General features: G+C 52.2%; 8 protein-coding genes and 1 pseudogene. All 9 read right to left on the minus strand.

Translation table 11 applies throughout. The features are described 5' to 3' along the window. Positions 1-41: 41 nt before the first annotated feature. Entirely contained in the window at positions 42-4,265 is a 4,224-nt protein-coding gene (gene rpoC / locus AACU94_RS00100; protein WP_000653944.1) for a DNA-directed RNA polymerase subunit beta', read from the minus strand. Positions 4,266-4,341: 76 nt separating this feature from the next. Beyond that, positions 4,342-8,370: a DNA-directed RNA polymerase subunit beta gene (gene rpoB, locus AACU94_RS00105; protein WP_000263098.1), complete on the minus strand. Its 4,029-nt coding sequence runs from the start codon at positions 8,368-8,370 to the stop codon at positions 4,342-4,344. Between the two features lie 319 nt (positions 8,371-8,689). Further along, positions 8,690-9,055 carry a 50S ribosomal protein L7/L12 gene (gene rplL, locus AACU94_RS00110; protein ID WP_000028879.1) on the minus strand — a complete coding sequence of 122 codons (366 nt, stop codon included), beginning with the start codon at positions 9,053-9,055 and terminating at the stop codon, positions 8,690-8,692. 66 nt (positions 9,056-9,121) lie between these two features. Beyond that, complete coding sequence (rplJ, locus tag AACU94_RS00115) at positions 9,122-9,619, minus strand: 50S ribosomal protein L10 (RefSeq protein WP_001207201.1); 498 nt, start codon at positions 9,617-9,619, stop codon at positions 9,122-9,124. A gap of 412 nt (positions 9,620-10,031) precedes the next feature. After that, positions 10,032-10,736, minus strand: coding sequence for a 50S ribosomal protein L1 (gene rplA, locus AACU94_RS00120; protein WP_001096684.1), 705 nt, complete (start codon positions 10,734-10,736; stop codon positions 10,032-10,034). A 3-nt stretch (positions 10,737-10,739) separates the two neighbouring features. Further along, the gene (gene rplK / locus AACU94_RS00125) at positions 10,740-11,168 is read right to left on the minus strand and encodes a 50S ribosomal protein L11 (RefSeq protein WP_001085926.1); all 429 of its coding nucleotides are present in this window, start codon (positions 11,166-11,168) and stop codon (positions 10,740-10,742) included. A 158-nt stretch (positions 11,169-11,326) separates the two neighbouring features. After that, positions 11,327-11,872, minus strand: a complete 546-nt coding sequence (gene nusG, locus AACU94_RS00130) for a transcription termination/antitermination protein NusG (protein ID WP_001287516.1) — start codon at positions 11,870-11,872, stop codon at positions 11,327-11,329. A 1-nt stretch (position 11,873) separates the two neighbouring features. Further along, entirely contained in the window at positions 11,874-12,257 is a 384-nt protein-coding gene (gene secE / locus AACU94_RS00135; RefSeq protein ID WP_001275702.1) for a preprotein translocase subunit SecE, read from the minus strand. A 229-nt stretch (positions 12,258-12,486) separates the two neighbouring features. Then, positions 12,487-12,835, minus strand: a pseudogene (gene tuf, locus AACU94_RS00140) (elongation factor Tu); the annotation flags it as partial.

A 12,835-nucleotide genomic window follows, 5' to 3' on the forward strand; every position in this document is an offset into this window, starting at 1 on the left:
ACCCGCCGAAGCGGGTTTTTACGTTATTTGCGGATTAACGATTACTCGTTATCAGAACCGCCCAGACCTGCGTTCAGCAGTTCTGCCAAGCTGGCAGATGCGTCTTCTGCAGTCACCTGCGGTGCAGCCGGAGCTTCACCCGCAGCACGGCGACGCATACGATCCTGGTGGTACGCGTAACCGGTACCTGCCGGGATCAGACGACCCACAATAACGTTCTCTTTCAGGCCGCGCAGTTCGTCGCGTTTGCCCGCAACGGCTGCTTCGGTCAGCACGCGAGTCGTCTCCTGGAACGATGCCGCGGAGATGAAGGACTCGGTTGCCAGAGACGCTTTGGTGATACCCAGCAGATCGCGGGAGTAAGTTGCCCCCACTTTGCCGTTCGCTTCCAGTTCGCGGTTTGCGATCTTGACGCGAGAGTATTCAACCTGTTCGCCTTCCAGGAAGTCGGAGCTGCCCGCGTTAACGATGGTAGCTTTACGCAGCATCTGACGAACGATAACTTCGATGTGTTTATCGTTAATCTTAACGCCCTGCAGACGGTATACGTCCTGTACTTCGTTAACGATGTAACGAGTAACAGCATGAACACCACGCAGACGCAGAATGTCGTGCGGCGCTTCCGGACCGTCGGAAATTACGTCACCACGTTCTACACGTTCACCTTCGAACACGTTGAGCTGACGCCATTTCGGAATCATCTCTTCGTACGGATCGCTACCGTCTACCGGGGTGATAACCAGACGACGTTTACCTTTGGTTTCTTTACCGAAGGAAACGATACCGCTGATTTCAGCCAGGATTGCCGGCTCTTTCGGACGACGTGCTTCGAACAGGTCCGCAACGCGCGGCAGACCACCGGTGATGTCCTTGGTACCGCCGGATTCCTGCGGAATACGCGCCAGGGTGTCACCAGAGCTGATCTGTACGCCATCTTCCAGCTGAACAATCGCTTTACCCGGCAGGAAGTACTGCGCAGGCATATCGGTACCTGGGATCAGAACGTCGTTACCCTGAGCATCAACGATTTTCAGTGCCGGACGCAGATCTTTACCACCTGCGGTACGTTCTGCGGAATCCAGAACCACCAGCGAAGACAGACCGGTCAATTCGTCGGTCTGACGAGTAATGGTCTGGCCGTCGATCATGTCAGTAAAGCGTACAAAACCGCTTACTTCGGTGATAACCGGCATGGTGTGCGGGTCCCAGTTTGCAACGGTTTCGCCGCCAGCAACCTGTTCGCCATCGCCTTTCGCCAGTACCGCACCGTAAGGTACTTTGTAGCTTTCTTTGGTACGACCGAATTCGTCGATCAGTTTCAGTTCGGTGTTACGGGAAGTGATAACCAGTTTACCGCTGGAGTTCACAACCGACTTCACGTTGCTGAGCTTGATGCTACCTTTGTTTTTCACCTGGATGCTGGATTCAGCAGCCGCACGAGATGCCGCACCACCGATGTGGAACGTACGCATGGTCAGCTGTGTACCCGGTTCACCGATGGACTGTGCCGCGATAACACCGATTGCTTCACCTTTGTTGATGATGTGGCCACGCGCCAGGTCACGACCGTAGCAGTGCGCACATACACCAAAGTCGGTGTCACAAGATACAACAGAACGTACTTTTACCGCGTCGACAGAGTTCTCTTCCAGCAGGTCACACCACTGTTCGTGCAGCAGCGTGTTGCGCGGAACGAGGATATCAGCAGTACCCGGCTTCAGAACGTCTTCAGCAGTTACACGACCCAGTACGCGATCGCGCAGCGGCTCTTTAACGTCACCACCTTCGATAACCGGAGTCATCATGATACCTTCATGGGTACCACAATCGTCTTCGGTAACCACCAGGTCCTGCGCCACGTCAACCAGACGACGAGTCAGGTAACCGGAGTTCGCAGTTTTCAGTGCGGTATCCGCCAGACCTTTACGAGCACCGTGGGTGGAGATGAAGTACTGGAGTACGTTCAGACCTTCACGGAAGTTCGCGGTGATTGGCGTTTCGATGATGGAACCATCCGGCTTCGCCATCAGACCACGCATACCAGCAAGCTGACGAATCTGTGCCGCAGAACCACGCGCACCGGAGTCGGCCATCATGTAGATGCTGTTGAAGGAAACCTGCTTCTCTTCCTGACCGTCACGGTTAATCACGGTTTCAGTTTGCAGGTTATCCATCATCGCTTTGGATACACGATCGTTCGCCGCAGCCCAGATATCGATAACTTTGTTGTAGCGTTCGCCCGCAGTTACCAGACCAGACTGGAACTGCTCCTGAATTTCAGCAACTTCTGCTTCTGCCTCGGAGATGATTTCGTGTTTCTTCTCCGGGATGACCATGTCATCGATACCAACAGATGCACCAGAACGCGCTGCATATGCAAAGCCGGTGTACATGATCTGGTCCGCAAAAATAACGGTCGGTTTCAGACCGAGAATGCGGTAGCAGGTGTTCAGCATTTTGGAGATTGCTTTTTTACCCAGCGCCTGGTTGACGATGGAGTAAGGCAGACCTTTCGGTACAATCATCCACAGAATGGCACGGCCAACAGTCGTGTCTTTCAGGCTGGTTTTCGCTACTAATTCACCGTTTGCATCTTTTTCATACTCGGTGATACGCACTTTAACGCGCGCATGCAGAGAAGCCAGACCAGAGCGATACAGACGTTCTGCTTCTTTCGGGCCAGTCAGCACCATGCCTTCGCCTTTGGCGTTAACACAGTCACGGGTCATGTAGTACAGACCCAGTACAACGTCCTGAGACGGAACGATGATTGGTTCGCCGTTCGCCGGGGACAGGATGTTGTTGGTAGACATCATCAGCGCACGCGCTTCCAGCTGGGCTTCCAGCGTCAGCGGTACGTGAACAGCCATCTGGTCACCATCGAAGTCGGCGTTATATGCCGCACAAACCAGCGGGTGCAGCTGGATAGCTTTACCTTCGATCAGTACCGGTTCAAATGCCTGGATACCCAGACGGTGCAGAGTCGGTGCACGGTTCAGCAGTACCGGGTGTTCGCGGATAACTTCGTCCAGGATATCCCAAACGACAGCTTCTTCGCGCTCAACCATTTTCTTCGCAGCTTTAATGGTGGTAGCAAGACCACGCAGTTCCAGCTTGCCGTAGATGAACGGTTTGAACAGCTCCAGCGCCATTTTCTTCGGCAGACCGCACTGATGCAGACGCAGGTATGGACCTACGGTGATTACAGAACGACCGGAGTAGTCAACACGCTTACCGAGCAGGTTCTGACGGAAACGACCCTGTTTACCTTTGATCATGTCGGCCAAAGATTTCAGAGGACGCTTGTTAGAACCGGTGATTGCACGACCGCGACGACCGTTATCCAACAGGGCGTCTACCGCTTCCTGCAGCATACGTTTTTCGTTACGTACGATGATGTCCGGCGCAGCCAGATCCAGCAGACGTTTCAGACGGTTGTTACGGTTAATGACGCGACGATACAGATCGTTCAGGTCAGAAGTCGCGAAACGACCACCATCCAGCGGAACCAGCGGACGCAGATCTGGCGGCAGTACCGGCAGAACGGTCAGGATCATCCACTCTGGTTTGTTACCAGACTGAACGAACGCTTCCAGCAGTTTGATACGCTTGGTCAGCTTTTTACGCTTGGTTTCGGAGTTGGTTTCGTTCAGCTCTTCACGCAGCTGTTCGCACTCTTGCTCCAGATCCATGCTCTTCAGCAGAGCCTGGATTGCTTCCGCACCCATTTTCGCGTCGAATTCGTCACCGAACTCTTCCAGCGCGTCCAGATACTGTTCTTCAGTCAGGATCTGCTGACGCTCCAGGTTGGTCATACCGCCTTCGATAACCACATAGGATTCAAAGTACAGTACGCGTTCGATATCGCGCAGCGGCATATCGAGCAGCAGGCCGATACGGGACGGCAGCGATTTCAGGAACCAGATGTGCGCAGTCGGAGAAGCCAGTTCGATGTGGCCCATACGCTCACGGCGTACTTTAGTCTGGGTCACTTCAACGCCGCACTTCTCACAGATGACGCCACGGTGTTTCAGGCGCTTGTACTTACCGCACAGGCACTCGTAATCTTTTACCGGCCCAAAGATACGGGCGCAGAAAAGGCCGTCACGTTCTGGTTTGAACGTACGGTAGTTGATGGTTTCCGGCTTTTTAACTTCACCGAAAGACCATGAACGGATCATGTCTGGCGAAGCCAGAGCAATTTTGATCGCATCAAACTCTTCGGTTTTAGTCTGCGCTTTCAGAAACTTTAATAAATCTTTCACGGATTTGCTCCCGTCGGAGTTAGCACAATCCGCTGCCGGGTTTTACCCCGACAGCAGTGACCTGTTTGAGCGAGAATTACTCGTCTTCCAGTTCGATGTTGATACCCAGCGAACGAATCTCTTTCAACAATACGTTGAAGGATTCTGGCATGCCCGGCTCCATCTGATGGTTGCCGTCCACGATGTTTTTATACATCTTGGTACGACCGTTCACGTCATCAGACTTAACGGTGAGCATTTCCTGCAGGGTGTATGCTGCGCCGTATGCTTCCAGCGCCCACACTTCCATCTCCCCGAAACGCTGACCACCGAACTGTGCCTTACCACCCAGCGGCTGCTGAGTAACCAGGCTGTAAGAACCGGTGGAACGCGCGTGCATCTTGTCGTCGACCAGGTGGTTCAGTTTCAGCATGTACATGTAACCAACGGTTACCGGGCGTTCGAACTGTTCACCAGTGCGGCCGTCGTACAGGCGGATCTGACCAGAAGTCGGCAGGTCGCCAAGTTTCAGCAGTTCTTTAATTTCTGCTTCTTTCGCACCGTCGAACACCGGCGTTGCGATTGGCATACCTTTGCGCAGGTTTTCAGCCAGACGCATAACTTCTTCATCGCTGAAGGTACTCAGGTCAACTTTCTGACGAACGTCAGCGCCCAGATCGTACGCACGCTGGATGAATTCGCGCAGTTTCGCGACTTCTTGCTGCTGTTTCAGCATGGCGTTGATCTTGTCGCCGATACCTTTCGCAGCCATACCCAGGTGGGTTTCGAGGATCTGACCGATGTTCATACGAGACGGTACGCCCAGCGGGTTCAGTACGATGTCTACCGGCGTACCGTTTTCATCGTAAGGCATATCTTCGATCGGGTTGATCTTAGAAATTACACCCTTGTTACCGTGACGACCTGCCATCTTGTCACCAGGCTGGATACGGCGTTTAACCGCCAGATATACCTTAACAATCTTCAGCACGCCCGGTGCCAGATCGTCGCCCTGAGTGATTTTGCGGCGTTTCGCTTCGAGTTTCTTCTCGAACTCGTGTTTCAGTTCGTCATACTGCTCAGCCAGCTGTTCCAGCTGATTTTGTTTCTCTTCGTCGGTCAGGCCCAGCTCCAGCCAGCGATCGCGCGGCAGTTTGTCGAGCTTCTCAGCTTCAACGCCACCGGCTACCAGCACAGCACGGATACGGCTGAACAGACCCGCTTCGAGGATCTGCAGTTCTTCAGACAGGTCTTTCTTCGCCTGTTTGAGCTGCATTTCTTCGATTTCCAGCGCACGTTTGTCTTTTTCTACGCCATCGCGAGTAAAGACCTGAACGTCGATAACCGTACCGGATACACCGTTTGGTACGCGCAGAGAAGAGTCTTTAACATCAGACGCTTTCTCACCGAAGATCGCACGCAGCAGTTTTTCTTCTGGGGTCAGCTGAGTTTCACCTTTCGGCGTTACCTTACCAACCAGAATGTCGCCACCGGTCACTTCCGCACCAATGTAAACGATACCGGATTCATCCAGTTTGGAGAGCGCAGCTTCACCCACGTTCGGGATGTCAGCGGTGATCTCTTCCGGCCCCAGCTTGGTGTCACGGGACACACACGCCAGTTCCTGAATGTGGATAGTGGTGAAACGGTCTTCCTGAACAACACGCTCGGATACGAGGATGGAGTCTTCGAAGTTGTAACCATTCCACGGCATGAACGCTACGCGCATGTTCTGACCCAGCGCCAGTTCACCGAGGTCGGTGGACGGACCATCTGCCAGCACGTCGCCACGTTCAACCGGTTCACCCAGAGACACACACGGCATCTGGTTGATACAGGTGTTCTGGTTAGAACGGGTGTATTTGGTCAGGTTGTAGATGTCGATACCTGCTTCACCCGGATACATCTCGTCTTCGTTAACTTTGATAACGATACGGGAAGCATCCACGTACTGAACGACACCACCACGTTTAGCTACCGCAGTTACACCGGAGTCAACGGCAACAGCACGTTCCATACCCGTACCAACCAGCGGCTTATCAGCACGCAGAGTCGGAACGGCCTGACGTTGCATGTTCGCACCCATCAATGCACGGTTGGCGTCATCGTGTTCCAGGAACGGGATCAGGGACGCACCGACGGATACCACCTGCTGGGTGGATACGTCCATGTAGTCAACCTGGTCGCGGCTGAACAAGCTGGATTCGCCTTTGCTACGGCAAGTTACCAGGTCTTCTACGAAGTGGCCTTCTTCATCCAGGTTGGAGTTCGCCTGGGCGATTACGTAGTTGCCTTCTTCGATAGCAGACAGGTAGTGAATTTCGTCAGTTACAACACCGTCGGTCACTTTACGATACGGAGTCTCAAGGAAGCCGTATTCGTTAGTCTGTGCGTACACGGACAGAGAGTTGATCAGACCGATGTTCGGACCTTCAGGGGTTTCGATTGGACATACGCGACCGTAGTGAGTCGGGTGTACGTCTCGAACTTCGAAGCCTGCACGTTCACGGGTCAGACCGCCTGGGCCGAGTGCGGAGATACGACGTTTGTGCGTAATCTCAGACAGCGGGTTGTTCTGGTCCATAAACTGAGACAGCTGGCTGGAACCGAAGAACTCTTTCACTGCTGCGGAAATCGGCTTGGCGTTGATCATATCCTGAGGCATCAGGGTATCCAGATCGCCCAGAGACAGACGCTCTTTCACCGCACGTTCTACACGTACCAGGCCAACGCGGAACTGGTTTTCCGCCATTTCGCCAACGGAACGGATACGACGGTTGCCGAGGTGGTCGATATCATCGACTTCACCTTTACCGTTACGGATATCGATGAGCTTTTTCATAACATCAATGATGTCGTCTTTGCTCAGGATACCGGAACCTTCGATTTCTTCGCGCAGCAGAGAGCGGTTGAACTTCATACGACCAACCGCAGACAGGTCATAGCGGTCTTCGGAGAAGAACAGGTTCTCGAACAGGCTTTCAGCTGCTTCACGAGTCGGCGGCTCGCCAGGGCGCATCATGCGGTAGATTTCTACCAGTGCGCTCAGACGGTCGTTAGTTGGGTCGACACGTAAGGTTTCAGAAATATATGGGCCGTGATCCAGATCGTTGGTGAACAGCGTTTCGATACGCTTGTGACCAGACTGGCTCAGCTTAGCCAGCAGATCCAGGCTCAGCTCCATGTTCGCTGCGCAGATCAGCTCGCCGGTAGACTCATCAATATAGTCTTTAGCAACCACTTTACCTGCGATGTACTCAACCGGGACTTCGATCAGTTTGACGTCGTCTTTTTCCAGCTGGCGAATGTGGCGCGCAGTGATACGGCGGCCTTTTTCTACGTACACTTTACCGTTAGCTTCGATGTCAAAAGATGCGGTTTCACCACGCAGGCGTTCCGGCACCAGTTCCATCTGCAGCTTGTTATCACGGATTTCAAAGATAACTTTTTCAAAGAACAGGTCGAGGATCTGCTCTGTGGTGTAGTTCAGGGCGCGCAGAATGATGGTCGCAGGCAGTTTACGGCGACGGTCGATACGTACGAACAGGTTGTCCTTCGGATCGAATTCGAAGTCCAGCCAGGAACCACGGTAAGGGATGATGCGCGCGTTATACAGCACTTTACCCGAAGAGTGGGTTTTACCTTTGTCGGAGTCAAAGAATACGCCCGGACTACGGTGCAGCTGGGAAACGATAACACGCTCAGTACCGTTGATAACAAAGGTACCGTTGTCCGTCATGAGCGGAATTTCGCCCATGTAGACTTCTTGTTCTTTAATGTCTTTTACGGTGCCTTCCGGCGCTTCGCGCTCATAGATCACCAGACGCAGTTTAACGCGCAGCGGTGCGGAATAGGTCACGCCACGGATTTGACATTCCTGGACGTCAAACACCGGTTCGCCAAGGCGGTAGCTGACGTATTGCAGCTCGGAATTACCGCTGTAGCTCTGAATCGGGAATACGGAACGGAAAGCAGCTTCCAGACCATACTGCCCTTCAGGATCTTGCTCGATAAATTTCTGAAACGAGTCAAGCTGGATAGAAAGGAGATAAGGTACATCCAGAACTTGTGGACGTTTACCAAAATCCTTACGAATACGTTTTTTCTCGGTATAGGAGTAAACCATAGGGTTCCTCAGCTCGCTGACAAGTCGACCCATCTGTCCATTGAGCGGACAGTTTGTGCAACACTATTTTGTTGACCGGAAAATGGAACACTTTCCGCAATGCCTGTTGCTATCACGCTTAAACCATTTCATTGCGATTTACACAGAACGGGCGTCCTGTCGCAGTATATTAAGTCGTCGATAGAAACAAGCATTGAAAGGCACAGCAGTAGTCAAACAGTGTGAAACGCTACTGGCGCCTTACAGCGCAAAAAGGCTGGTGACCAAAAAGTCACCAGCCATCAGCCTGATTTCTCAGGCTGCAACCGGAAGGGTTGGCTTATTTAACTTCAACTTCAGCGCCAGCTTCTTCCAGGGATTTTTTCAGTGCTTCTGCGTCGTCTTTGCTCACGCCTTCTTTCAGAGCAGCCGGTGCAGATTCTACCAGGTCTTTAGCTTCTTTCAGACCCAGGCCAGTTGCGCCACGTACTGCTTTGATAACAGCAACTTTGTTAGCGCCAGCAGCTTTCAGAATTACGTCGAATTCAGTTTTTTCTTCAGCAGCTTCAACCGGGCCAGCAGCTACAGCTACAGCAGCAGCAGCGGAAACACCGAATTTTTCTTCCATTGCAGAGATCAGTTCTACAACGTCCATTACAGACATAGCTGCAACTGCTTCAATGATTTGATCTTTAGTGATAGACATTTAAATTGTTCCTGAATATCAGAATAAGTTTATACGTAAGCGAATGCGTTAAAAAGATAACTGCGATTAAGCAGCTTCTTTCGCATCGCGTACAGCAGCCAGAGTACGAACCAGTTTGCCAGCCGAAGCTTCTTTCATGGTTGCCATCAGGCGTGCAATTGCTTCTTCGTAGGTCGGCAGAGTTGCCAGGCGGTCGATCTGAGACGCCGGGATCAGCTCACCTTCAAAGGCAGCGGCTTTGACCTCAAATTTTGCATTCGCTTTCGCGAACTCTTTGAACAGACGAGCAGCAGCGCCCGGGTGTTCCATAGAGTATGCAATCAGGGTCGGACCAACAAACGCGTCTTTCAGGCACTCGAACGGAGTACCTTCAACAGCACGGCGCAGCAGGGTGTTACGAACAACACGCATGTATACGCCAGCTTCGCGACCTGCTTTACGCAGTTCAGTCATTTTATCTACAGTTACGCCACGGGAATCCGCAACTACTGCAGACAGCGCGCCTTTGGCTACTTCGCTGACTTCAGCAACAATCGCTTGTTTGTCTTGAAGATTTAAAGCCATTAGCTTTGCTCCTGGATGTTTGCCAGAGAAAATCTCTGGAACTCACTTCACTCCTCCAAATGGAGAGAGCGTCTTAATTACGGTGAGCAGAAACAAGCCAGAATATAAAAGAATAATCTTAGCGTTCTGTCACCGTCTACGCAGGGGATTAAGTTTCTTGCGAAACTCCTGCGGTCTTCGACGGAGGCCTGGATAGGCCAGGCTCCAACGAACAAATCTTTTCTATCCGTCGCTATTCAGCTTGTGGCGGCGTTGGCTTTCTTCGTTCGCACCAGTCACATAGTTAGCTATGCTCCTGGCGACTCACTCAGTTGCCGCCTTGCCACAATCCGAAGCTCTCGGATATACGTCTGCATTAAGCATTATACGTGGGGGTAAGATTGTAGACAAAATCACCGCCCACGTAAAGGCATTAGTTTACAGAAGCGCTCAGGCCAGCCTGGTCAACTGCAACACCTGCACCCATGGTGGTGGAGATGCTAACTTTCTTGATGTACACGCCTTTCGCCTGAGTCGGTTTTGCTTTTTTCAGCGCAACCAGCAGAGCTTCCAGGTTTTCTTTCAGTTTGTCAGCGTCAAAGTCCACTTTACCGATGGTGGTGTGGATGATGCCGTTTTTGTCGTTACGGTAACGAACCTGGCCAGCTTTAGCGTTTTTAACCGCTTCAGCAACGTTCGGCGTTACAGTACCCACTTTCGGGTTTGGCATCAGGCCGCGCGGACCCAGAACCTGGCCCAGCTGGCCTACAACGCGCATTGCATCCGGAGAAGCAATAACAACGTCAAAGTTCATTTCGCCTTTCTTGATCTGGTCAGCCAGATCTTCCATACCTACCAGTTCAGCACCTGCAGCTTTAGCAGCTTCAGCGTTTGCACCCTGGGTAAATACGGCTACGCGAACGGAACGGCCAGTACCGTGCGGCAGTACAGTTGCACCACGTACGTTCTGGTCAGATTTACGAGCGTCGATGCCGAGGTTAACAGCTACGTCCACGCTTTCTACGAATTTAGCAGTCGCCAGTTCTTTCAGCAGAGCGATAGCTTCGTTGATGTCGTACTGTTTGGTTGCATCAACTTTCTCGCGGATAACACGCATGCGCTTGGTCAGTTTAGCCATTTCTTAGTCCTCCACTACCAGGCCCATGGAACGTGCAGTACCTTCGATGGAGCGAGTCATCGCTTCAATGTCGGCACCAGTCATGTCGGCAGCTTTGGTCTGCGCGATTTCCTGCAGCTGAGCGCGGGAAATTTTACCCACTTTGTCTTTGTTCGGCTTACCGGAACCAGACTTGATACCAGCCGCTTTTTTCAGCAGAACTGCTGCCGGCGGAGTCTTGGTAACGAAAGTGAAAGAACGGTCAGCGTAAACGGTGATTACTACCGGAATCGGCAGACCTTTTTCGATGGAATCAGTTTTTGCGTTGAACGCTTTGCAGAATTCCATGATGTTTACGCCCTGCTGACCCAGAGCCGGACCTACTGGCGGACTCGGGTTAGCCATACCAGCTGCAACCTGCAGCTTGACATAGGCTTGTACTTTCTTAGCCATTATAAATTCCTCAAGTTGGGTAATAACGCCTCTGAGAGGCTCCCCGTGATATAAAAAATCGTTTTACGGGCAAGGCCCATAAAAACAAAAGGCGCGAAATTGTATTCCAATCTCGCGCCTTGTGCAACGATTAAATCGCCGCTTTTTTGATCGCTGGGTTAGGCTTTTTCAACCTGGCTGAAGTCCAGTTCTACCGGGGTCGCACGACCGAAGATAGAAACAGACACTTTCAAACGAGATTTCTCGTAATCCACTTCTTCAACAACACCGTTGAAGTCAGCGAACGGACCATCATTAACACGGACCATTTCACCCGGTTCAAACAGCGTTTTCGGACGCGGCTTATCACCAACCTGCTGCAGGCGGTTCATAATCGCATCGACTTCTTTATCGCTAATTGGCGCAGGACGATCGGAAGTACCGCCGATGAAGCCCATCACACGCGGTACGCTGCGCACCAGGTGCCAGCTCGCGTCGTTCATCACCATCTGAACGAGGACGTAACCTGGGAAGAATTTGCGTTCGCTTTTGCGACGCTGACCGCCACGGATTTCAACCACTTCTTCGGTTGGTACCATGACTTCACCAAACAAATCTTCCATGTTGTGTAATTTGATATGCTCACGCAGCGACGTTGCTACGCGGCCTTCAAAACCGGAAAACGCCTGAACGACGTACCAGCGCTTTTTAGGAGCTTCAGACATCTCAGAACCTCAGGCCAGTGATAAAGGATACCAGGCGAACCAGAATACCATCCAGTCCCCACAGGATCAGTGACATTACTGCGGTAACCGCAGCCACAATCAGCGTGGTGTGCAATGTTTCCTGGCGAGTCGGCCAAATGACCTTACGGACTTCGGTACGCGCTTCACGGGCAAAAGCAACGGTTGCTTTCCCTTTTGTCGTTAACAGCGCGACACCACCCGCTGCAGCAATCAGAATTACTACGGCCAGCGCACGCAGCGGCAGCATAATGTCGCGATAAAGGTAGTTGCCGACAATTGCCACCAGGAGCAATGCCACCACAACGACCCACTTCATCGCTTCCAGGCCGCGCCCGCTTCCTTGAGCTTCGGTATTCGCACTCATAAACCAACCTGTCAGAAGTATTCTACAAACATTTTCACCCCGCGATCGCGAGGCAAACCAAATCGAAACGCGTATTAGCTTTTCGGATTATACGCCCTCAACAGAGCCTGTCTCAGCAATGATTATGACAAAGAAAATCACTGATGAGCCAGGTTCTGGTACGAAAGCGTGCAAAAAGGGCATCAAATGATGCCCTTTTAGTGCGCATTGCGTCAAATGTTATCGGCAATTAGCTCAGAACTTTTGCTACAACGCCCGCGCCAACGGTACGGCCGCCTTCACGGATTGCGAAACGCAGACCGTCGTCCATCGCGATCGGGTGGATCAGGGTAACAACCATTTTGATGTTGTCGCCCGGCATTACCATCTCTACGCCTTCCGGCAGTTCGATGGTACCAGTCACGTCAGTAGTACGGAAGTAGAACTGCGGACGGTAGCCTTTGAAGAACGGAGTATGACGGCCGCCTTCATCTTTGGACAGAATGTACACTTCAGATTCGAACTTGGTGTGCGGCTTGATGGTGCCCGGCTTAGCCAGTACCTGACCACGTTCGATTTCTTCACGTTTGATACCACGC

This window comes from Escherichia sp. E4702 (genome assembly GCF_963883545.1).
Taxonomy (GTDB): Bacteria; Pseudomonadota; Gammaproteobacteria; order Enterobacterales; family Enterobacteriaceae; genus Escherichia.